The organism is Paenibacillus sp. XP01 (genome assembly GCF_057364885.1).
On sequence record NZ_CP139481.1, the window covers coordinates 3,713,851 to 3,737,909 of the forward strand.

The 24,059-nt window shown below is 46.7% G+C and carries 20 protein-coding genes; 2 read left to right on the forward strand and 18 right to left on the reverse strand.

From position 1 onward, the window contains the following. Position 1: 1 nt before the first annotated feature. On the reverse strand, positions 2-250 hold the full coding sequence (locus SNR34_RS16775; RefSeq protein ID WP_236412728.1) for an acyl carrier protein: 249 nt from the start codon (positions 248-250) through the stop codon (positions 2-4). 118 nt (positions 251-368) lie between these two features. Here SNR34_RS16775 and SNR34_RS16780 point away from each other — a divergent pair, with 118 nt between their 5' ends. Beyond that, entirely contained in the window at positions 369-1,217 is an 849-nt protein-coding gene (locus tag SNR34_RS16780) for a PIG-L deacetylase family protein (RefSeq protein ID WP_486179673.1), read from the forward strand. Here SNR34_RS16780 and SNR34_RS16785 read toward each other — a convergent pair. The 8 genes from SNR34_RS16785 to SNR34_RS16820 form a co-directional block, all read right to left on the reverse strand. Further along, complete coding sequence (locus SNR34_RS16785) at positions 1,189-1,455, reverse strand: acyl carrier protein (protein WP_486179674.1); 267 nt, start codon at positions 1,453-1,455, stop codon at positions 1,189-1,191. The genes SNR34_RS16780 and SNR34_RS16785 overlap by 29 nt on opposite strands. Positions 1,456-1,457: 2 nt before the next feature. Beyond that, entirely contained in the window at positions 1,458-2,498 is a 1,041-nt protein-coding gene (locus SNR34_RS16790) for a hypothetical protein (protein ID WP_486179675.1), read from the reverse strand. A 25-nt stretch (positions 2,499-2,523) separates the two neighbouring features. Next, complete coding sequence (locus tag SNR34_RS16795) at positions 2,524-4,065, reverse strand: glycoside hydrolase family 32 protein (protein WP_486179676.1); 1,542 nt, start codon at positions 4,063-4,065, stop codon at positions 2,524-2,526. Between the two features lie 774 nt (positions 4,066-4,839). Beyond that, complete coding sequence (locus SNR34_RS16800) at positions 4,840-5,190, reverse strand: VOC family protein (RefSeq protein WP_236412722.1); 351 nt, start codon at positions 5,188-5,190, stop codon at positions 4,840-4,842. A 623-nt stretch (positions 5,191-5,813) separates the two neighbouring features. Next, positions 5,814-6,911, reverse strand: a complete 1,098-nt coding sequence (locus SNR34_RS16805) for a GerAB/ArcD/ProY family transporter (RefSeq protein ID WP_486179677.1) — start codon at positions 6,909-6,911, stop codon at positions 5,814-5,816. A gap of 23 nt (positions 6,912-6,934) precedes the next feature. Continuing rightward, complete coding sequence (locus SNR34_RS16810; protein ID WP_486179678.1) at positions 6,935-8,158, reverse strand: Ger(x)C family spore germination protein; 1,224 nt, start codon at positions 8,156-8,158, stop codon at positions 6,935-6,937. 10 nt (positions 8,159-8,168) lie between these two features. Then, positions 8,169-9,716: a spore germination protein gene (locus SNR34_RS16815; RefSeq protein WP_486182474.1), complete on the reverse strand. Its 1,548-nt coding sequence runs from the start codon at positions 9,714-9,716 to the stop codon at positions 8,169-8,171. A gap of 235 nt (positions 9,717-9,951) precedes the next feature. Continuing rightward, entirely contained in the window at positions 9,952-10,212 is a 261-nt protein-coding gene (locus SNR34_RS16820) for a hypothetical protein (protein WP_486179679.1), read from the reverse strand. A 227-nt stretch (positions 10,213-10,439) separates the two neighbouring features. On the opposite strand from SNR34_RS16820, the gene SNR34_RS16825 reads away from it, so the two are divergent. Next, positions 10,440-10,961 carry a hypothetical protein gene (locus SNR34_RS16825; RefSeq protein WP_486179680.1) on the forward strand — a complete coding sequence of 174 codons (522 nt, stop codon included), beginning with the start codon at positions 10,440-10,442 and terminating at the stop codon, positions 10,959-10,961. A gap of 19 nt (positions 10,962-10,980) precedes the next feature. On the opposite strand, the gene SNR34_RS16830 is transcribed toward SNR34_RS16825, so the two are convergent. The 9 genes from SNR34_RS16830 to SNR34_RS16870 form a co-directional block, all read right to left on the reverse strand. Next, positions 10,981-14,235 carry a hypothetical protein gene (locus SNR34_RS16830; RefSeq protein WP_486179681.1) on the reverse strand — a complete coding sequence of 1,085 codons (3,255 nt, stop codon included), beginning with the start codon at positions 14,233-14,235 and terminating at the stop codon, positions 10,981-10,983. 25 nt (positions 14,236-14,260) lie between these two features. Next, positions 14,261-15,268 carry a zinc-dependent alcohol dehydrogenase gene (locus SNR34_RS16835; protein WP_486179682.1) on the reverse strand — a complete coding sequence of 336 codons (1,008 nt, stop codon included), beginning with the start codon at positions 15,266-15,268 and terminating at the stop codon, positions 14,261-14,263. Positions 15,269-15,294: 26 nt separating this feature from the next. Continuing rightward, a complete protein-coding gene (locus SNR34_RS16840; RefSeq protein ID WP_236412716.1) occupies positions 15,295-16,158 on the reverse strand; it encodes a carbohydrate ABC transporter permease in 864 nt (287 codons plus the stop codon). Beyond that, the gene (locus SNR34_RS16845) at positions 16,152-17,120 is read right to left on the reverse strand and encodes an ABC transporter permease (RefSeq protein ID WP_339278410.1); all 969 of its coding nucleotides are present in this window, start codon (positions 17,118-17,120) and stop codon (positions 16,152-16,154) included. Before SNR34_RS16845 ends, SNR34_RS16840 begins: the two co-directional genes overlap by 7 nt. A 96-nt stretch (positions 17,121-17,216) precedes the next feature. Next, entirely contained in the window at positions 17,217-18,806 is a 1,590-nt protein-coding gene (locus SNR34_RS16850) for an extracellular solute-binding protein (RefSeq protein WP_339272332.1), read from the reverse strand. Between the two features lie 69 nt (positions 18,807-18,875). Beyond that, positions 18,876-19,748 (reverse strand): Gfo/Idh/MocA family oxidoreductase, encoded by an 873-nt coding sequence (locus tag SNR34_RS16855; RefSeq protein WP_486179683.1) that lies wholly within the window; start codon positions 19,746-19,748, stop codon positions 18,876-18,878. Continuing rightward, on the reverse strand, positions 19,745-20,842 hold the full coding sequence (locus SNR34_RS16860) for a dihydrodipicolinate synthase family protein (protein WP_486179684.1): 1,098 nt from the start codon (positions 20,840-20,842) through the stop codon (positions 19,745-19,747). The genes SNR34_RS16855 and SNR34_RS16860 overlap by 4 nt, the downstream gene beginning before the upstream one ends. Then, complete coding sequence (locus tag SNR34_RS16865; RefSeq protein ID WP_486179685.1) at positions 20,842-21,858, reverse strand: NAD-dependent epimerase/dehydratase family protein; 1,017 nt, start codon at positions 21,856-21,858, stop codon at positions 20,842-20,844. Before SNR34_RS16865 ends, SNR34_RS16860 begins: the two co-directional genes overlap by 1 nt. A gap of 175 nt (positions 21,859-22,033) precedes the next feature. Further along, positions 22,034-23,407: an ABC transporter substrate-binding protein gene (locus tag SNR34_RS16870; RefSeq protein WP_486179686.1), complete on the reverse strand. Its 1,374-nt coding sequence runs from the start codon at positions 23,405-23,407 to the stop codon at positions 22,034-22,036. Positions 23,408-24,059 lie beyond the last annotated feature (652 nt).

Sequence of the window (24,059 nt, forward strand, 5' to 3'; positions counted from 1 at the left end):
ACTACCCGACCTCTTGATTCATGCCGTTCAGGAATGCCATAAAGGCACCTATTGAGCGCAGGCAAGTCAGGTCCAGGTCCTCGTATACGATCTCCACCCCGAAAGCATCTTCAACGCCGAGAATAAACGTTATCATCTGAAGGGAATCTAATTCGACGTCGTTAATCAGGTCGCTCTCCAGTGTGAGAGTTTCACGAAGTGAGTCATCCTCGCGCACAGTTGCAATGATATTTTTTAATGTTTCAAACATAAACGTCATCCTTTCAACTAGTTTTAGACTCGAATCTGTATAATTTTCACACAGTTAATTTAAATAAATGGTATAATAGTTATATATTTCAATTAATGTTACAAGGAGGATTTCAACCTTGAATCACCAATACCTGTTTGTTTCCGCCCATCTGGATGATGCTATTATTTCTTGCGGCGATTATATCGATTCGCTTGTTCGTGCTGGCCATCATGTGACCGTAGCAACTGTTTTCACTGGTGCTGGCACAGATCTATCCCTACTCGCTCGCATTCTGCACAAAAAGTTTGGGCTCAGCTCCGACGTGATGAAAGTACGCCGGGAAGAGGACGTTAGTGCATGCGACCTACTCGGTGTAGACACGATTCATTTGGACCTGCAGGAATGTATCTATCGCAAGGATACCAGCGGAGCCCCCTCATATAAAAAGCTGGACGATTTGTTCCATAGTGACTACGAGACCGAGCAGGACGTGATTTCTGAGGCAACAAAGGTGCTTTCAACGCGCCTCTGTCTTACAGACTACGACCATATTTATATTCCGCTTGCAATCGGAAGACATGTGGATCACGGCATCGTGCGGATTGCGGCCGAACAAGCTGTACGACGTATTAGTGATTCGGAAGTCTCTGCCCGTTTGATTTACTACGAAGATCTGCCGTATTTAAACTATGGTCAAGATATACAATGGGAAATTGATTTAGCGCAGAACTTACATCCGGTCTACATTTCGCTCCCCAAATGCAGTTTGAAGCAGAAGACGGCCGCTATTCTGACATATCGCTCCCAGATCCGTCTATTATGGCACTCCCGGCGGGGGATGCTTAAACAAGTGATTCAACATGCCCGTTCGTGCCGCCCGCCAGGGCTTCAGCTCGATCCAAACACATACTGCTTCCGTCTGCATGCTATGAGTGTACCTGACCAAGTACCGCTTGCTACACGCGTTCCTGGGAACTTTGTATAAGCTCAGCCAGATCGCCAACTGTTAGATGACTGTCTGTCATGTTCCCTACCAGTTCGTCCGGCAGCTCGAGCCCGAATTCGGTTTCGAGCTCCACGACGAATGTAATCAACTGCATAGAATCCATTTGGATCCATACCTCTTTAAGTAACGTATTATCGTTTATTCGTTGTTTGTCGTAGTCGGGTAGTTTCTGATGAATAAGGTTTTGGATGCGTTCCACACATGGTTGATTTTCCAATTTCAGACCACCCCCTCTTTGCCCGTTGGATTCATGTTTGACACGAGGCTCAAGTTGCGGATCATAAGTTCCATTGCCTCACGCTCACAGGCTTGAATACGCCTAATTAGCACTTCCACTTTCATGAGGTTATCCTTGTTTTTCGTTAGAGAATATTTGATGATCAAGTTTCGCGCCATAAGAGCATCGTCGGCAATCGACTGATAGCAAACCTTGAGCTGTTTACCTTCCTCTAGAAGACCAGCTTGATCCATGAAGTCAATTCGCTCCAACATCAAGATTTTGTGATCATAGATGACCTGAAACGGGCGTCTATCCTCCGCATTTTGTCCAATGCGTATGCGGTTCATCTCCAAAATCAGCTCCTCATAAACATTAATCCCCCACACACATGGATTTGTCATATAACCCAACTCCCTGTATTTGTCGGAGGGACTTCCACCATTCAAAAAGTCCTCAAGTTGCTCGATAACATAGTTTAGATTAAAGTCATACGCAGCTCGGTCGTTGTACTGTAACAGAGAAAGACCTCCCTTCCCCGCATACAGCCAATCTCCATCGTTATCGATTCCCTCGTAGGCGCGCTTCATTTGCTCAAATGTGATTTCTGCAAACGAGTATTTACTATTGAACGTAAAGTCGGCGATATGAAATATCCCCCGCTCCTCGTCATAACCAAAAATAAATGAATCATGTGAGAAAAAATCTTTAGTATCCAAAAACTGTGATTGATCTAGAAGCACATAAATATAGTTATTCATGTCAATACAGTCCATCAAAAAAGTGCATATATCCTTGTTGAAGTGCCGGATCAACTGACGACTTAAATGTTGGCGAAGAAACCAAGGACAAAATTCAAAGGAGGGAGTGCGGTAGAAGTCCACGTAAGTGCTTCCCTTATTCAAGGTGAGTTGTAGCGGAATGAAATGTGTCATAATCCATGGTTTAGCCTGTGAGTAATTGGCTAAGACGGCAAACATATTTGCCTGCCACTGCCACGAGGTTATAGCCGGATACTTCATCGGTAATATATTGGATCGCAATTAGGCACCCCCTTGGGTAAAGAATTTAATTTTCCCAAATGCTTGCCAGATCATTGATTTGAAGTGACACGACCTTTAGTTCTCCGCCAAGAGCATAGAGTTCTAGCCCCCTACTTTCCAAGTCGGGGAAAATCATGTCTGAAACGATTGTTTTTCCTTTATTGCCGAAGACCTCTACACTAGACCAATCCACGTAAATGCTCAACTGTATCTGTTCATGCTCTGACTTCATAAAGGCCTTGTGTTTTGCAGCAAAATCGGGATGAAAATCAATAGCGTTCGACTTCGTCCGATCGACAAACAACTCCTCATTCAAGACATTATATCCAATGATCGTCTCCTGATTGGAAGACTTTCGCACCTTGAACCCAAATTCTATGGCAGTACCGATTTCAAATTCCGCAATAATTTCTGCCTTTACAGCAGAAATATCTGACAAGACGTTGCTGCCTGGCTTAATCGTCAAGTCTTTCAGTGATAAAATCGGTTTCCTTAGTTGGCTTAACTCACTTATGGGTGCTTGAATTAAACGGAGCCCCTCCGAACAACTCTTAAGTTGTATCTCCCGGGGAATGGACATGTTGCCACGCCATTCCTTTGAAGGAAGAGTGGAAGCATACCGCCAATTGTTCATCCATCCAATCCATATCTTTCGTCCGTCCTCGTTCGGAATGCCATCCCAGGTCACGGCCGCGTAAAAGTCAGATCCGTAATCGATCCATCTGATAGCATCCAAAGATTCCAATGTTTCATCTGGTGTGAATGACTTACCGTCAAAGCTCCCTATGAAATACATCATGCCAGAACCGCCAGCCGGTGGCTCTGGATCCTTTGGATTCACACCATTTCGATCCCCGACACTTAGCGTCAGAATCCACTTCGTAATACTGGGATCCTCAGCTACTTGGATTCGAAATACATCGGGACACTCAAATACCCCACGGTGAATACCCGGAATATCGGAACCGAACTCGCTTGCAAAAGACCATTCCTTAAGATTTGAGGACGTGTAAAATTCGACACGGTCTCTTACAGCAAGAACCATTATCCACATTGAGGATTCATCATGCCAGAATACCTTCGGATCACGAAAATCTAGCGTTTTCATTGGGAATAAAACCGGGTTGCCTTCATATTTTGTCCAGGTTCGACCTTTATCCCTGCTGTAAGCGATGCTTTGTACCTGCGGTTTTCCTGGCTGAGCACTGTTGCCATCATTAGTATAGATAGCAACTAATCCTGATCCATCCTTGTTGAAAAATCCACTTGTATTGTTTTTGTCCACCACCGCACTCCCCGAGAAGATCGCTCCATCTTCTTCAGGAAAAATAGCCGGTGGAAGTTCCTCCCAATGCACTAAATCCTTGCTTACCGCATGCCCCCAATGCATTTTGCCAAAGTCAGGCTGGGTATCATGAGGTGTATGTTGGTAGAAAAGGTGATATTCTCCTTCATAGTAAACCATGCCGTTAGGATCGTTCATCCAATTTTCCTTCGGCGAATAATGTAATTGGGGCCTGTATTTATTTTCGCAAAAACTATTCTCTGGTTCTTTTCTGCCACTCATCTCACCCGATAAATGAATTTTCTTAATGTTATTCACTCTCCTTTTAGGTTATTTAGGATCTTATTGGAATGCGTGCTGGTAACTGCTTAGTGTACCTGAAATATGCATCCCTTATTAACAAAATAATCCATCTTCGTGCATTTGTCAAAATATTTTTTACTTAACTATATATATTTTTGGTTACATGATTCATTTTATTTTTACATTTGCACAAAATTCTATCAATCCACTCGAAAATGACCAGTTTTATTTAAGATGATCTAATTACCCTTCTTTATTTTGTAAACAAAATGTTCATCCCAGATGTTCATTAAGGCGCTGTCAAATTACATTTTTTATTGAATTTTATTTGATTCATCAAATTATGTTGTTAGAATTATTATTTCTAAGCTATTAGCATACTGTTTGGAGTGGTTATATAAATTCAGGCGGAGTCTATCCAACGTTTTATGAACCAAAACGAGACATTTCATTCAGAGGCTTTAACTTCACCGGTTTTTATTTAGATCCCCACCTAATCGGCAATCAGACTATGTTCTTGTTCTTTCCGGCAATAGAACTTGTACCGATAACATAAATAAGCCGCTAAAATAGCGACTTTAATGGGAATATGTTCTTGTACCTCGACATCTTTGGTCGAGATACCTGCTAATCTCATTTCAATAGTCTGCATCTACACTTCTACCGGGTAGTCAGTTCCTAGCAGCTTTCAATGGGCAATCTTTTTGTCATCCGACACGTTTATATCATGCAACTATTTTCTCAATTTATTATTTAAAGATGGATAAGAATATTGATAAGTTTCCCGAATGGGTCTCTAACAAAAAAACGCCGAACTCCCCATGGCTCCTCAGTTGGTCCATACTCAATTGGAATTCCTGCTTCTTTTATACGACTTAACGCATCATCAAGATCATCAACCTCAATTGACAGATCAGGCACAGGTGTTCCAGAGCCTCCTTCTAATAGAAAACTAACCTGAGTGTCCATTTTCTCGTTCGAACCGTATGTTGTAATAAATCCCATATCCATTAATTGATGAAGTCCAAGGATTTCCCCGTAAAAATACGAGGCTTTGGAAATGTCTTGCGCTTCAACATTTGCAACAATTCGTTTGACCTTCATTTTTCATCCTCCTAAAGTTTTGATATCTAATCATAAAGGCGATTGAAAAACTGAAATATATACGTAACACCAACTGGGGACAATTTCAGTTTGGGGCGAGCTAAGCGGTAATGTTTAAATTTAAACATATTCTGCAGCAACAGTCCAAGAAAGCGGCATAGGGATTATCGGCAAGTTCAAAAGGTAGCAAACACCGCTGACAACATGCCTTTTAAAAGGTTCATTATTGGGCCCGAACGGGCCATATTTTTGAGTGGATTTAAATAAGACCTACATTTTGTTGTTATTATGTAAAATACAATGGGTTCATAGATTGATTTTTCACAAAAAAGCTAGCCAATGTATATCATCGGCCAGCCTCTCTTTCATTGAACCATTAATATTATGAGACACAGGTACACTGTAACCCGAACCTCTTTTTCCTTTTACGATAATGGTATATGTTCCCGATGGATTTGTCTTTACACTAAGGCAGCTGAATTCAATCCGATGCCAACTCGTTTCCCGGCTGAATAATTCAGTCGTTTACCGCTCGCGTTATGGAGCTTCCTGATCGCTCTCTAAAAGACAACGTATAACGTAAACTCCGGACACCTAATTCATTGTGGAGTACATTGACCGCATTAGCCGGAAGTCTTTTTCTTGTTCTTGCGGAGCAGCATCGTCAAGAACAGGAGGAGCGGAAGCGCAACCTGGAAGATCGGCCAGATTCTATTCAAGGCCACATGGAGACCGAACCATACAAATTCGGTAAATCGGGGTGAAATAAACGTCAGACCGTATATGATAATGCTCAGGAAAAGGAGGGCAGGCTTGTATCTGAAAGGGGTGACCGTTTGCATGCCGATGACGGCACCGAACAAAAACCCCGCCGTTTTGATCCCGATTCCAATAAACAATATCATGGTAAACAGGACGTCTGCCCGTTCAAACACCTTGGGCACCTGTATAAGCTGCGTTACCTCGAATAACGGATAGGTGCTGGATGCAGCCAACTCCGGGCCCAGCACAAGGATGGAAAGCTCATTAACGACTATAAGGAAAATGGCCGTAATCCAGTATACGATAACGATCCACCGCTTCAGCTTACGTTTATCCGCAATAAGTTTAAACAGAGTTAAGAAAAGTACCGTCTGCCCGAAGGGGAAGGACATAATTTCGGGTATGGCTGCCTTCACTACGGGCATGAAGCCGTTCTCCAACACGGGAAACAAAAATTCAAAATGCAAAAGCCCCGTAAAAGGAATCAGCAGCATAATACTGCCATAACCCAAAACCATGAGCAGCACCCATATATGGCAAAGAAGAAACCAGACTCTTGGACCGAACCGCACCACATCGGCACAGACGATTAACGCAATTAAAGTAACGATCCCGGTTGGGGTTCTGTTCAGTAATGTCAAGGTCCCGAGCTCCCCCATATCCCTGATCGTTCGGGATGACTCATATGTAAAGTAACCGATGAACCCGAGTCCCGCCAGACTTCCCATCCATCTTCCCCAATAATGGCGGAACATCTCGAATAAATCCAGCTCCGGTTCAAGGCGGTGAATGGTCAGGTACATCAGCAGCAGAATGAAGCCGGCGATGGCCCCGATCATCATGGCCAGCCACGCATCCTGCTTTGCATCGCCTCCCAATAGGAATAGTGTTGTACTGCCAACCTGAAACAAAGAGAAGGCCATGACCAATCCGGATACACGGGTAACGATTTTACTCATCCTTTTTCGCTCCTCCAACAGGGTTAGGATTTGCTCCCGATATGCTTCTGCAGAAGCCCCGGGCGCCGAATTTGCGCATCCACCCGAACATCCAATTCCATCTTTTTAAATTCCCGCCCCCACTCGCTTTTCACTGTTTTCCACTCCTTCGGGTATTTGCGGTGAATCCGGTCAGCGAATCCCGCTGCGTCCACGCCAAGCTCTTGAAGCCTGGTCCAGCCTTCTTGAATCGTCCGTTCAACTTCTTTTTCGATCTCCGCTTCCATCTCATGGATGGTCTTCATTTTGGAGATATCTTTGTCGCATGTGGTTTCGATCAGTCCCCCGGTAAGTTTGACCGCAATCTCCATCGTGTAATGGAATCCGGTTTTGCGGGGGGTTAATTTGACTTTGGCGTTGTCTGCCCTGAACGACGTGTACATCTCGGACTGGTCGCCGCAAGGGAAACTAATTTGGGTATTCTTCACCTTTTGCGCCAAATAAGATAAGCCCAAACTTTCATCCCTGTTCAGGAATCCTTTGAGTTTTCCTTCATGAAACAACGCCAATTTGGTTAGAGTCAGCCTGAGCGGAGTTGAGGTCTTTTTGAAGACATCCATATTTTCGGCTTCCTCTTCGTTTTTGCGGGTTACCTCCCCGGTCAATTCGGCAACCGGCACTCCAATGGACTTGGAATCGGAATTCATGCTTAAAGCGAAATCATAAATCCTTGTTTTAGGAAAGACGGACAGGATATCGCTTTCCTTATCGATCAAATCAGCCATCCCGGCACCAGGGAGCTTTTCGGGCGGCATGAGTTTTTTCAAAGTATCTGAAGCAGACCCCTCCGTCACGACCAAAGCTACCATTTCCCTAGCCTCGGTATTGCGCAGGTAAAAATCGATCAGACGGTCCATGCCTGCCTCCGCCGCTCTTTTTCCAACATACACCACGCGATTATGCGAAATGTAGATCCGTCGCGATGTCTCCAGATTGCTGTTCGACAAAGCCTGATTATAGGTTTTTCCTTTTACCGAAATGACATGTGATGCGAGTTGGGAAGGTCCTCCAGATCCTCCTCCGGTTCCGCTTGCAATGGCCGACGGGATAATGACCTGATAGGATACCATCCACGAGCCATCCTCCATCATATCAACTCCCGTGGCTGAAGTTACCCACAGCTCGTTGAGCTCGATTCGGTTCCAACAGCCCGTTAAACCGAACAAGGCAGCCAGGACCATAATAAACCTGCCGAATTGATGCAACATCCGTTCCTCCTTATGCCATTGGGTCCCGACCGTGTTCCCCCGCCTGTTCCGCATAGGATTCCTGTTCCGTGGCCTGCCTTACCGGATTGACGTCGCCAATCATCACGGGCCGTTTTTTCATTTTCCACCAAGGCGCTCGTACAAACAGGTCTTTCATGTTGCTCCTATTGAACGGTGCGAGCGGCATCATGTAAGGAACGCCGAACGACTCCAACGCTACCAAACGAACGAGAATAGGTACAAGCCCTGCCAATACGCCATATAATCCAAAAGAGCCGGCCAACAGCATCAGCACAAATCGGAGCAAGCGGATGGAGCCGGCCATGTTGATGGCAGGCAGCACAAAGTTCGAGATGGCGGTGAATGATACCACGATAACCATGGCAGCGGACACCAGCCCTGCCTGGACAGCGGCTTGTCCAAGCACCAACGCCCCAACGATGGAGATGGCCGGCCCGATCGCCCGCGGCATTCGGACTCCGGCTTCGCGGATGACCTCGAAAGTCAGCTCCATAATGATGGCTTCGAACAGTGTCGGCAGAGGCGTGGCCTCGCGCTGCGCGGCCAAACTGATCAGCAGCGTGGTCGGCAGCATCTCCTGGTGAAACGTCGTGGTTGCAATGTAAACCGAAGGCAGCAGCAAGGCCAGGAAAAAGGCAGCCATCCGAATCACTCGAAGAAAGCTTGCGAGATCGTACCGCTGGTAATAGTCCTCGCTTGATACGATAAATCGAAAAAAGGTAATAGGGGCTATGAGCACAAATGGAGTCCCGTCAACCATTATGGCGACCTGGCCTTCAAGCAAGCCGCCCGCTACGGCATCGGGACGTTCGGTGTTATTCAGGGTGGGAAACGGTGTCCACACCCCATCCTGGATGAACTCCTCGATATATCCGCTCTCAAGGATGCTGTCGGTATCGATGGAATCCAATCGTTTGGAAATTTCCTGAACCACATCCGGATCCGCGATTCCCTGAATATATACGACCGATACCCTTGTCTGCGTATAGGCACCCAAGCTGCGGGATTCAATACGGAGCTCGGTCGATTTGATCTTTCTTCGAAGGAGCGCGATATTGGTGGAAATATCTTCGGTAAATCCCTCTTTGGGTCCCCTCAGCACCGTCTGGGACGTCGGCTCCTCAACCGACCTTTTGGATCCTCCGCTGATCGAGACGGCAAAAGCCCTGGAGCTTCCTTCGATGATGAAGGCCACCTCTCCGTTCAGAATGGCATCAATCAAGCCTTGATCGTTGTTGATGCAGGTTACACTCCCTATGGTGATATGATCCTTCAGCCACGTTACGTCATGCAGGTCGGAGATGGCTTCATTTCGGATATCATTAGCGAGATCTTCCACTATTCTCGTAAGAAGCTGCTGATCGATCAGGCCTTCGATGTAACCTACGGCCAAGGACGGGTTGCCATGGCAGTTATTCCAGCTGCGAAGAACAAAATCAGAGCTATGTCCCATTCGCTGATTCAGCATGGTCATATTGTCTTTAAGTGCACAGCTTAGCGGCTTCGATACGTCCGGCGTTTGCCGTCGATCGTTCAAACCACGCTTTCCACCACTGCTATGGGGGCGTTCCGGCTGTTTAAACAGCCATTTTTTCAACTTCTGAATCACGGAATACGCCTCCTTCTGGCTGGCGGTTAGGATGTAGTATGCAAAAATGTACATCTTTGTATACAAAGTACATGTAGAACAATCTCTTTCAGCATTGCTGAAGATGCGCCAAAGGCAGCAAAAGCCAAAAAGCCACCCTGAGGGCGGCTTTGATCCATGCTGCTTAAATAATCGGTTGCATAACGAAATCCAATGTCATCTCGACAACCTTTTGGATTGAAGGAGACTGGGGATAGAACGCAAGCAGTTCTTTCAGATTTTGCTCCAGAACTTGAATCGTGCCTTTATACAGTCTATTCAATGCCGGATCGGTCACTTCCTTTATCGCTTTTTTCAATTTAATCAGGATGATGGAATGAAAAGCGACAAGTTCATGTAATTCCATCGTTTCATGCCAGGCCAGATGTCTTTGCTGCACGCTCATGGTTTCCTCCTCGAGTGACACACCAGTATACTATAATGCGTTTGCTTCGATGGTTACTCTTGGTCGTGTCGGGTAACGGATACTGCAGCAACTGCTAATAAGTTGCCGGGAGCACATAAAAGAAGCCGGTTATTCGGCTTCTTTCATGTCTTTTTATGCAACATTTTTTCGGATATAGCGTTGTTTACTCATACATACATTTTTCATTGATGAGAAGAGGCATGGTCATGAAAAAAAATAAGCTCAACATTATGATTGTTATGATAGGAATTCTTGTTGTTGCTTCTGCTTGTGGGAATGTTACTGAAGAAAAACAGCTGGAGACTGCTCAAAACGTAAAACAGGAAAATGGTAATAGGGGTGGCCTACAATCAGAAACAACAAACTCTGCATTTAATGCTAACTTTGAGAAAGGTGTATTTGTCGATTTCGGTAAAGATAATGACCCTTTATTGAATGAACAGATTAAGGAAAATTTAAAGAAAACCCTTGAAGCACAAATGAGTGGTGACAAAGAAGCTTTCCGCAATGCGTTCAAGACTCCTGAGACTGGTGATGCATATTTAGGTATCATAGGTGATTATAAATTTACAGATATCGGACTTGTTCAAAAAGACACTACAAAAAATCAGATTTTGGTGGAGGTCCAAGGTGAATTAGCAAGAGAAACAGCAATTGATTCTGCTGCACTCACCTATTATTTTGCTTCGGATCCTGATGGGAATTGGTCTTTGGTTGCAATTGATTAATCTTTTCATTCAATTCGAGTTAAATTTGGGACCCGAGCTGTACCAAGAGCTCAGCGTGCTCTTGAGCTAATCCCTTACCACTTTTGGCTTGCACTTGATGGATAAATCCGTTCAATGCGCCATTTTTTGCTCCCGCATTACCCGATTCATCGGCTCGTTGCACTTTGATCCATTGTTCTTTCAGTCTCTCAGCCAGCTCTTGATCATCAGGGAGAAACTTGTCAATAAGTCCTGCCATGCCTTGATAGGTAAGGATCACTTCATAAGAAAAAGAGGACTTTGCAGCATTCCCAGCGATATCATACACGGATGCATCGACCAGATGCGCTCCAATACCCGTCAAATAAGCGGGGCGATCTGCAAGCACAGCATCGCAATCACTTTTGGCTATACCTGATAATGCATCCTGAGCGGAGCATTCGATCCGGATGACATCATCGACTTCATAGACGGGTTTTCCGGAAAATTCAATGATAGGGGCCGTTTTGTCGATCTTGACCTCGGTAGTAGAAGGCACCCCGGACACGCCATAAGCCGATTCTGCCCAATACGTTACTGACGTTACGCCTTCTGCGCTTACTGTAAACTCTGTGGTACTACCTGGGGTCTCACGCTGATCCACTCTTTCAGCCCCCGTAGTTTCGTAGAAGAGGGAGGCTGCTCCTTCCGAGTTCAACGTTATGGAAACATCTTCATGGTGCCAGCCCTGCTCATTTGCCTGCGGATTAAAGGCAACCTCAGTCAAGGGAGCCGTATGATCCTTAACCGTTACGGCAAAATCGTCGTAGTAAGCTGTTGAGATATTATAACGGCTGGTTACTGCGATCAGTCTGCCATAAGCCGTTCCTTCCGGTGCCGTACCGCGTAGGGTTGCTTTTTGCCATTGGTGAAGTCGAGATTCATCCAGATGCGTTTCAAGCGTGGACAAACTCTGCCCTTCCGCATTATAAAATCGGAACATGAACCCCGGCTGGCCTGATTCAATATAAATTTGAGTGCTTGCGGTATACTCTCTCCCAGGCACTAATGCGATTGGATCGCTTTGCACCGCGACGGAGGCTGTACGGACAAGATCCGTTGTTTTCAGGCTGTAATCACCCGCAAAACTCTTGTCGCCGCTTCGCTCAAAATGGGCATCCCCGCTGGTTGCAAACATTGAAGTCCAGCCCGGCAGCTTTCCGTTCTCTTCCGGCTGCTCCAATCCGGCATTGTTCACCGGCAAAGGTAGTCCCGGCGGTTCGGGTACAATCTCTCCATCGATTTTGATTCTATACAGAACCGTATTCGTTGCGAGATCGGTGAAATACAGGTTCCCATCCATCCCAAGATCAAATCTTGATGCATCCGTTAATGTTCTGAAATCCAGCGTTTCCGGATCAATGACCGTCAGCTTGTTGTTAAACAGAACATACAATAGTCCGTCTTCCGACCAACGCATCGGATGATGGTGCCACTGGGTGTAATAAAGCTTCGGATATATTTTTTTATATTTAACAAGTTTGTACGTGTCCGGATCGATCGCAAAAATATATTCATAGGATGCTCCCCAGATGAGTCCATCAGGCCCGAGAGACAGGTCCCCAATGAAAACAGGATCGATAAGTTCGGGAATATCCAGGGTAAACTCCGTCATTTTTTGCTCTTTCTGAACATCCCATACAAAAATTTTGGCCTCCTGCTCGCTTGGCGTGGAGCCCAGTCCTCCCCTAATGGTCGTTGATCCAAAAATCTTTCCGTCTACATAGGCAGTACTAAGCACACTCTGATTCTGGACCACGTTGCGATGGACTTTGGTTTCACCTGTCGCTGTATCATGGACCGTAAGCGATCCTCCCAACGTCCCGTATCCGGAAATGGTCGAAATAAACAGTTTACCGTCCCCTTCAGACATATGCACAAGCCGTTCCTGATCGTTCCCGAGTACAGCGAGACGCTGCGGATTCGTGCTTCCCGGTTCTTGATTCAGATCATAAACGTACAAGCCACCTTCCGGGTAGACTCCCATATAGACTTTGTTTCCAATCGGGTATACACTGTCCGCTTGACCGATGCTGAAAGGTTGTGCCGTCATGGTCTCTAAATCAACCAACGAAGATCTCGCTTGTGAACCTGTTGTTATCAGCTGTGTCTCTGATACGCTTTGAAGACGATTGACGACTCCCGGCAAACCCGGAATAATCGGCGGTTTTACGATGACTTTTTGGGTATCGAAATTTAGCATGGCTACCCCGCCGTCATATCGGACCGTAACGAGTGTTTTTCCCGGCAGCTCGGGATTGTTCTGAAACTCTACCCAATCTGCGCCTCTGAATCCACTCTCATACGTCATGCCGGTTTCCGCCACCTGATGCGTCGCCAGGTCAAAGGTTTTCAGTTTTTTCTCTGACATATAATACAGCTTTCCATCGACCGAGTCGGTCGCATGAAGACCGGTTACCTGCTGGAGCTCCGCATCAAGCCATGATCCTGTTGTTGTATCGTAGATGTAACCCTCACCCGGTATACCACTTCCATCCGTATAACGGGCGAACAAATAACGATTATCGATCGTACTCAAATCGTATACTGTATCGTTTTTAACGGTAAGCGAAGATGCAATATTTGTTTTTTCACCTGTAGCCAAATCCACTCTCACGATCTGTTCATGGGCCGTACCGGCATAAATATATCCTCCCTGGTAAGCAATGGAACGGACATACTCCTGATCAAGCGCGCCAATAACGCGGCCGTAATCCCTTACTTGCTTGGTAGCAGGGTCATACTGCCAAACCTTGCCGCCCGGATAAGTCCCGACGTACACTCTCCCCTGTTCATCCGTCGTGATGCTATTGGAGACAGACTGTCCTTCAAATTGGGCTACTTGAACGGCCTCATGGGTGACAGGCGAATACTCCCATAACCGTGCACCCGATCCTTCGGCCGCCACATATAGCGTACCGTTCGGCGCAACGGTATGCGCCCAGGAGCTTTCCGACGGCGCAAGAGAAACGGTCCGAAGCAGTTTGTACTCTTCGAGATCGATCACATTCAGGAAGCCTGGCTTTCCTTTGCTTGTGGCATACATCACGGGTTTTCCATCCTCGTAGCCTACGGTTCCGTTAAAGACAGCTACCGTGTAGTTGTTGGGAACAAGCAATTCTTCGGGTTCGCTGAAGTTTTTTTGATTAAGTCTGGATTCCTCTGCTCGGACAGGAGCAGGCTGCACGGGAAACATCACAACAACAAGCAAACAACTCATGAACATGGTGATCAGGTTGAAAAAAGGCTTTTTCATCACGTATCTCCCCTTCTTCATGTCATCAAAAATACTTGATCAACGTGGCCAGGGCCCCTTGAGCCGAGTCGGATTGATAATTTCCATAGGCTTGAAACGCTTCGTCCAACGCAAACATATGCGTGATAGCAGGACTTACCGTAATTCGCTGATCAGCAAGCAGCCTGACGTACTCGTCCATATTTCTTCCTTCCGTCCAACGCACGAAACCGATCGGATAATCCTGATTGTCCATCTCGTACTGCATATCGTACCTTCCCGGCCCGCCCGCTCTCGAGATCAGGATCTGGGCTTCTTTGCGAAACATCAAATCTCTTGAAAACTCCATGGACAAATCACCGACGATCACGACTTTTCCCCGGTCACGAAGCCACTCAAGTGACTTGTTGATCAGCATTTCTCCAGGTCCGCCAGCACATAAGAGGATGGAATCAAATCCGTGTCCCCCCGTTTCGTTCACCACAAAACGTTCCACTTCCTCTTCGCTTGAAAAGCTCGCTTGAATTCCCATCTGCTCCTGAAGCAGCTGAACCCGTGCTTCGCTCAGATCGTATGCAGCAGTGTGACATGCACCAGCAGCGGCAATTTGGGCCACAAGATTTCCGAGAATACCCAATCCAACGACAAGCACCTTGTCCCCGAACCTCACATCGGCTGTACGCAGTGCATGTATGGCAATGGCCCCGAGCCCTGTAAATGCGGCCTCCTCAGGTTTGACATGTTGAGGCACTTTGGTTACCAGATTGGTCGGTACCGAAATCACTTCTGCATGTCTTACGTAAGGCACACCGTAACAAGCCACTCGATCTCCCGGCAGAATATCCCTGACTTCACTCCCCGTTTTTTCCACAATCCCGACGGCACTATAGCCAAGATATACGGGAGATACGCCTGATTTCTTAATCGCACTCATCTCCGTACCGGGACTAATGCCCGAATATTCGGTCCTCACTTGCACATGTCGTTTGTTCAGTTCGGGTATATCCGCATGTAGTATCGCGACCTTTCCTTCCTTTGCAGCAACGATTTTCATTAGATACGGCTCCTCCTTCAGTCGATTTAGCCTTTTTCCGAACCGAGCATCACCCCTTTGGCGAAATACTTCTGAGCAAACGGATAGATGAGCAAAACGGGAATCATCGAAAGTACGATGGTTGCATTTTTAATCGACTGTGGGGCAAGGGCTGAACGATCCACAAGTCCCGCGTCGTTTTCTGCGCTGTAGATTAGCATATCCCGCAGCACGACCTGCAAAGGATATTTATCCGGATCGTTCAAGTAAATCAGCGGCAGGAAAAAGCTGTTCCAATGACCCATGAAATAAAAAAGACCGATGGAAGCAAGCGCAGGCTTGGATAAGGGAATGACAATGTTGAACAGAATCCGGTATTCGGAAGCTCCGTCGATCAGGGCCGCTTCGCGGATCTGGGAAGACATGTTTTCGTAAAAGCTTTTTAAAATAATCAGTTCCATGGTCCAGATGGCATTGGGAAGTACGAGTGCCCAAACCGAATCCGTTAACCCCAGCTGCTGCACGACCACATAAGTGGGAATAATGCCGGGATTCAGGAACATGGTTAGAACGATGGCCATCATAAAAAACCTGCGTCCGAAAAATCCTTTTTGGGACAAGGGATACGCGGCAACCGCCGTAAAAAGTAAATTCACAAACGTGCCGAATGCCGTATAAAAGATAGAATTCAGATAGGCTCTGGGAATCGTATCATTTTTAAGCACCTCGACATACGCCTCAAGGTTCAGACCTTTCGGGAAAAGAAACACCTTGCCTTGAACGACTGCTGCTGTATCGCTCAAAGAAACGGCTGTAATGTACACGATGGGATAGAGTGTCGCTACAGCAACAAGACAGAGTATCAGCGTGTTTATGACACCAAAAACAGAAATTTTGCGCTCTCCTACCATAAGCCGTTTCCTCCCAGCCTTTTGCTGATCGCATTGGCGGACAGCAGCATCACCATGGCCACAAGCGCTTCGAATAGCCCAACTGCCGCTGCATAACTGTAATTCGATTCAAGCAGTCCTTTACGGTATACATACGTTGAAAAAACGTCGGCAACGTCATAGGTCATCGGATTGTAGAGCAGCAGTACTTTTTCATAACCGACGCGGATCATGGACCCGGTTTTCAATATAAACATGATGAGCATCGTGGGAAATAATCCGGGAAGGGTAACATGGCGGATCATATGGAAACGACTGGCACCGTCCACTTTAGCCGCTTCATAGAGCGTAGGACTAATTCCCGCAATCGCCGCCAGATAAATGATCGATTCGTATCCTGCGTTCGCCCATATTTCCGAAATGACATAGATCGGACGGAACCAACCCGGGTCAACGAGAAAATATTTTTTCTCGAAACCGAATGCAGCCAGCATTTGATTCAAAATACCATGGTTCGGAGAGAGGAAATCGATAATCATGCTGCTGATAATGACCACGGACAAAAATGCCGGCAAATAACTGAAGGTTTGAACGGATTTTTTAAACCATTTGGTTCTGACTTCGTTCAGCAAAAGGGCAAGCATGATCGGAAAAGGAAAGCCAAAAATGAGTGTATACAATCCAAGGAGGAGTGTGTTCCGGAACAGCAGCCAGAAGTCTTGGTTCGTAAAAAACGTGATGAAATGCTCGAATCCCACCCATTCGCTGCCAAGCACTCCTGTAAATACGCTGTAGTCTTTGAAGGCAATAATCAGTCCATATAGCGGCCCGTAACGAAAAATGACGTAGAATAGGATGCAAGGAAGAAACAGCAGAAGCAGCTGCCTGTCGCGCTTGATATGATTCCACGTTTTTCCAAGTCGGCTTCTGAAGCTCTTCTTTGGCACTCCTTTATGGTAAACTGCCGAATGTTCCGTGCCCATGTCTGCCATAAGATTTTCGCCTCCAATCCTTTTTCCCACAAGGAGGGAAACGTTCCATCGATCGTCCCCCCAGTGGAATCACGGCCTTAAGGCCGTTTATTTGGACTCATCGTATCTTTTTTGAGCTTCATTATAGATCGTCATCAGTTCCTCCACGCCGCCTTTGCTGATTTGGCCTTTGAAATTCTCCCACTCGGCATCTCCGTAGCTGGCGTCAAGGATATATTTCGCGTTAAATTCTTCAGCCGATTTTTGCAGCGATGTCTGCAGCTCGGCGATCTTGGAAGTTTCTTCGTCCGTAAAATTAAGAATCGGATCAAGTGGTTCGAAACGATCCTCGTTCACGATTTTATCCTGCGCCTCCTGCTCTTTCTCCGAGAAACGATAGTAGATGCTACGATGGTCCGGTCTTAGGTAAGCTCCTTCCAGCCACATGGCATAACGATCCTCCAGCACGGTGATATCGACAAGTGGAAGCTCCTTCAGTTCCGGGTATACCGGATATCCGTCCTCGCCCCATTCGAAGTTAACCCCTTCCACTCCGATGGTCATCAGTTCACTTCCGGATGGGCTGGTCAGATAGTCGAGCAGCTTGAGCGAGGTTTCTGTATTTTTGTTCTTGGCTACGGCAACGCTGAAATCCGAAACTTCTGGCAGTGTTCTGACATTGCCGGTCGGTCCCACGGGATTGGCATACCTGAGGTCATAGTCCGGATTTTGCCCTTTGATCTGGTTGTAAAAGAGATCAAGGCGTCCAATCCAGTCAAACGTAACAAACGATTTGTCCGTCGTCATCTTGGTCGTCCAGGAATCCTGCGTGTCCGTCAAAAATTCCGGATCAAGCAGCTTTTCGTTGTACAGCTTCTTCATGAAATCGAGCATGTCCCTATGCTCTTGCTGGATTGCGGCGTACTTCCAGGTGCCATCTTTCTCATCGTAATAGGCGGGGTACTGATCCGTATTGCCTAGCCCCCAGCCGAAGGCCCAATCTCTGAAGATATTGGCCAAGCTTTTCGATGCATATGGGTAAGAATCAGGATAAGCTTCTTTTACTTTTTTCAAAGCCTCGTAAAACTCGTTCGTGTTCGTCCATTCCTTAATGCCAAGCTCATCAAAGATATCTTTCCTGTACATGAATCCGTGATTTACTTTGCGATTGAGGTTATAAATAGGCCAGGTATATACATTGCCGGCTTCATCGCCGAAGGATTTGATGACCCAGTCGTTTTCTTCCATATATAGCTTTTTGAAATTAGGGAGCTGATCGGCGTATTCATTGATGGCAGCTACACCGTTTTGTTTGCCGATTTTTTTGAGTTCGGCCGGTTTTAGCCCTGTAAAGATGTCCGGCAGCTTACCGGATGCCACAATGACTTTTAATTTATCCTGGTAGGTTTGTGGGGAATAGGTTTGGAAGTTCACTTTAATACCGGTCCGTTTTTCAAGCTCCTGAACAACCAGTTTGCTCGGACCGAGATCTTTCGCGTTGCTTGGCAGCATGTACGTGATGGTGGTCGGTTCATCTACAAGAGGCAAAGTGAGGCCGCCTGTATCACCGTACTGTCCGGGCTCCTGTGGCGGCAAAGCGGCAGAACCGCCTTTGTCCGTACCGCTGCTGCATGCGGCGAGGATTGAGGTGAACAGAGTCATCGCAAGTAACATGGAAATCCTCTTTTTCAGCTTCATCAAACATTCCTCCTTCAGATAGGTGGATCTGATTCACTAGAGCAAGGGGGCATTCCGTATAAGGCTTGATCACATTTCCATGAGGACGGTGCGTTTTTGTAGACGGCTTTGCTCTGCGCACTCCAAAAATCGGATGACTTCCAGCGTTTCAGAGGGATGCACCGTGCACACGCCGTTTTTGAACCAATTCATGACAGACTTTAAAAGCTCTTTGTAGCTCGGTTCAAGCGGGACATGCCGGGTAGCGTTTCTGGTGTGCAGGCTTATTCCAAAAGTCTCTGGGCCACTTCGGATTCCGCGGATCGTTCCCATTCTCCCCTCTTTCCAGATTCCAGTAATGAAATCATCGTGGTCAGTGGAAAAGGCGGTCACTTCCCTGCACCCTGGGCCCATGATACGAAACAACAGTTCTGCCGTATGGATGCCGTACCAAAAATAATGCCCCTGCGTCGATTCGATGTGCATCGGGCCATACACGTCCGCACCCAAGATGTCTTCTCTTGTGCATTCAGGCAGGGCTTCGGCATAACGTAAGCTTGAAGCACTCATTAAAGGGAGTTGAAACTCTTCTGCGAGTCTGATGATTTCACTAGCGTCTGCTGTAGACAAAGCAAAAGGTTTATCGATAAATACGGGCTTCCGGTAAGGGCAGATCACCTTGAACTGATTCAGATGTGTCCTTCCGTCGGCACTCAAAATAAGGATGGCATCGGTGCTTTCTGCAACCTGCTGCATCGTGGGCATCAACCTCACCCCGTATTCTTTCGTCATCCGGCCGGCAAACGTGTGTACACGGCTGATGCTGAGCGGAAAATCCGGAAATCCGCCCGCATATGCGGCCGTCACGGTCACATCTGAAAAAAGAGTCTCCCGGCTTTCGTGAAGAATACGGGTGAATGCCAGGGCATGCGAGCTGTCAAGCCCGATGATTCCAATATTCATGACTGGGAAGGAGAAGCAAGCCTAAGCCACTCATCCAGATGCTGCTTCACAAAATCGTCATCATTCAGGTGAGGATACTGGCGGTATACACGATCGATTTCCTCTTTTTGCCCTTCGGATAAGGTCTCCTGCGGATTCAAGCACCAAATCCCTCTCATGAGACCCTGCCTTCGAAGAACCTCGTGTATCCCCGGTATACAGCCGGCAAACTGATGGGCGGGATCAAAAAAAGCGGCATTGGCATCTGTAATCTCCACGCTGCGCGTGAGCCAATCCGGTGACAACGGCGATCCCTCTGGCTTGCGGAGGCGTTTCACTTCTTCCAGCAGCTGGACCGCTTTATGTGTCCAGACAGCGAAGTGACCCAGCAGCCCGCCAACGATTTTTTTCTCCATGGTGCCTTCTTCCGTTTCGAACCGGAAGGTTGTGAGCAGATCGATCAGGATGTTGTCATCATTCCCTGTGTATAGAGCAATGTCATCCCGGCGGCTGGAGCAGCAAACCGCTCGCACGACATCAATGGTTTGATACCGGTTAAAAGGAGCTATTTTGATGGCGATGACCTGATCGATTTCGGCAAAAGCCTGCCAAAAACCGTAGCTCAGCATACGGCCCCCAACGGAAGGTTGAAGATAAAATCCGATGACCGGCATGATTGCGGCTATCTTTTCCGTATGTCGAAGCAGGTCTTTCTCGCTCCATCCATCAAGTCCACCCATACTCAGCAGCACCGCATCATATCCAAGGGCTTTACTAATCCGGGCTTCTTCCGTCGCCTGTTCCATATCTCCGCAAACGCCCGCCACTTTGATGAAGGGCCGCCGCAGGCGGGCTTGCTCCGTTTCCTCTGCGGCCAAGCGGAGCACCCGTTCATAGAGGTTAACCTTGGGATCCCGAATCTCGAACTGGGTGGAATGCACGCCAACCGCAATTCCGCCGGCTCCTGAAGCGATGTAGTATTTGGTCAGCACCCGCTGATAGACTTCATCCAGCTCTCTGCGTTCATTCAAGGCAAGCGGATGAGCAGGGATGACCAGGCCTTCATGGAATGCGGCTGCCTGCTCCGGCGTAAGTGATGCTTGTTTTTGGTGCATCAGAACCTCCCCTTCCTTTCTGAAAAATGGGTTGGTTTGTTCCATGTATGTCCGCCGGATGCAACCCACTCTGCAATGAGATCAATCATTTCCAGCAAGCCTACTCTCGGATAACCGAATTCGCGAAAAGCCTTAGCTGCATTGCTGAGCAGAGCCGTTTCGGATTCGCTTCCCTCAAACGATGCAGCAAGACCAAACCTTTCGGCAAACTGCTGCGCTGCCCAGCGAACTGACATGGTTTCAGGTCCGGTCACATTCAAAATTTCGGGAGGGCTTTGACACTTGAGCAGACTCCTTAATGCAATCTCATTGGCATCTCCCTGCCAGATCACGTTGGCATGCCCCATCGCAAGCGGCACCGATTTGCCTTCGTGGACTTTTCTGGCAATTTCAAGCAGCACCCCATAGCGCAAATCAATGGCATAGTTCAAGCGGTACAGCAGCATTGGCGTGCCATACTTGTGAGAGAAGTATTCAAATATCCGCTCTCTGCCCAGTGTGGATTGTGCATATTCACCGAGAGGCTCAGGGGTTACCGATTCATCGACTCCTCCGAGACCTACCGGGGAAAAGGGATACACGTTACCGGAAGAAAAAACGACGATACGCGAATCTTTATACTTTGTTGCCACTCTTCCGGGCAAGTAAGCATTCATTGCCCATGTATAATGCTCCCTGCCCGTTGTGCCAAACTTGTTGCCTGCCATGTATATGACGTTATCCGCTGAAGGCAGCTGCATGAGCTCTTGATCGTCTAAAAGATCGCAGGAAATCGTCTTTACTCCAGCGCTTTCAAGATCGTTCTTCACCTCCTGATCCTGAAATCGGGATACAGCAGTCACCTTCTTGTTCATTCCTCCCGCCTTGATGGCTTGAGCGGCTAATTTCGCAAGACTTGGACCCATCTTCCCGCCTGCGCCTAATATCAGAAGATCCCCGTCCACTTTATGTAAGTCGCTGATTAGCCGGTCTGATGCCTCCGAAAGCTTTGCTTCCAATTCAGCCACGGTCTTCATCCGAATAAGGTCCCCTCTCCTTGTTAAGCCCTTGTAATTGGATCATATGTGGTACTTATTTTCAATAAGAAATTAGCATATGCCATGTTGTCTGTCAACTGGTTCTTTTGTAGTTCATATAAAATCAAAAAAGCACTTGCTCATGGCAGTGCTTTTTTAGACTTCTTTTCGTTTTTTAAAGATTGAGACTTTTTGACGGAAGCAGCACTTCAGCGAGTCCCTCTTCATCGATTAAATAAGACATGTACTGCTTCAGGCTTTCTCCGAAACGAATCTGGGTTTGCATGGAAATCGAAAGATCGCGATACGTCATGTATTTCGAACTATAGTCTCGATGAAGCTCCAACCTGGACGGTTTGTTTTGAAGCTCTACTGAAACCGATTCTGTAATATATCTGCTTGCAGGTAAACTGTATGTGTACTGCCTGATATAGGTCTGTGCCTCATCTGAAGTGAGATAATTCACAAAGCAGGCTGCCGTGTCCTTTCGGCTCGATTCTGCACTGAGAGCAATGGCTGTAGAGAGAAGGAGTGTCCGATCATTCTTAAAATGTGGTAGCGGAGCGATATCAAAGGAAAAATTTGCATTTTTCAACTCGTTCAGCATGTAATATGTCGTTAGCATGACGGAGATCTTCTGCTCCTTAAACAATTTCTCGGCTTCGAATTCACCCTGTGCCAAGGCAAGCGGAAATATGCCTTCCTCTGTCACAAGCTCCCTGAGCCATCGTAATCCTTCTGTGGGAAAGCCAGTTCCGTTCTGAGTTGGACGGGAATCGATCGAAGATGGATCGTCCTCATTTTGCATCCAGAAAATGGGCCACCGATTCATGGAAAATAACTGAAAAGCGATGCTGTAGCGATGAGGCGCCTTGAGCTCCCTGAGCAGTGCTGCCAGTTCATCCCAGCTCCAGCTGCTGTTTGGTTCACCCAGCCTTTTCTCCCTCAGATGCTCCTTGTTGTAACATAAAATAACAGGTGAGTATACGAAAGGCTGTGCTGCCAGAACACCTGATTCCTTCTCAAAATATGGTGTAAGAAAAGGATATATCGTATCGTCTCGATCCTGGTCGACAAACAAATCAAGATAATTTCTCTCTTGGAATTGGTACATATCCTGCAAGTTGATGGTTAACGCATCGATAATTCCTAGCTTGATCAGATTGGCGATATTGTCTGAATTCATATAAGGAAGCTCAATCGTTTCCACATGAATATGCGGATGTTTCTCGTGGAATCGCTTAATCAGTTCCTCCATCCCCGCTTCTTTATACAATGAGGGATAGACGCCAAAACGAATGGTTTCCTTGGAAGCAGGCTTTGTCACCTGCGTGCCCACCCTGGGAATTTTAATGATCAATCCCTCTTGTACAAGCTCATCCAGAACGTATCTCACCGAGTTTTTGCTTAGTTTGTACTGTTCTGTCAGCGCCAACTCGGAAGGCAGAAATTCTCCCGGACTGTATGCTCCGGAGTTAATTTTTTGCTTCAGATCGGCAGACATATGTCTGGTTCTGGTCTGAAAAGTATGACGATCTATTTTCGCCATTGGCCGTTCCACCTATCCTCTTCATCTTTTTATGTTCTATATAAACCGCACTAAACAATCACACAAGGCACTGCGAGTGCAGTACCATCTTCCGATCGCTGTTATCCCCCAGATTTTTTCAAATCCCTTTTTCAAAGGGAAAATCCGGTGATAAGCCTATGCTTCCGACGCAGCTTTCTTTCAGAAAGCTTTAAGACCGCTTCGCTTCTCCAGATGGGTTCTGCCTCTCCGTTAACGTGTGTATCTTTTTTGCGGTTTATATACCTATATTTCATTGTACTTCCTGATTATTATTTATTATACCAGATATGAACCAGTTGCACACGCTGTGAGTAAATTAATTCCCCTAAAATAAATACTGAAGTTTTTCATGCCTCTTTGGATGTAGTGGATGTTAACACGGGGGTTCTGAACCATTTATCCCTTTTAGAATTTATCGGATTCAAAAAACCGCCACAGGATAAGTACCTTTGACGGTTTAAGAAGGTGATCAAACCTGCTGAAGCAGCTTAATCTATCCAGATCGCATCATCCTTCGTGTATCCCTGCCGATCATCAGTATCAAGGCAAGACAATGATCGCGTACAGTGATAAGGGGCGACTTAAGCGTTTATTGGTTAATATTTTGCATGAAACTGTATTAAAGATGAAC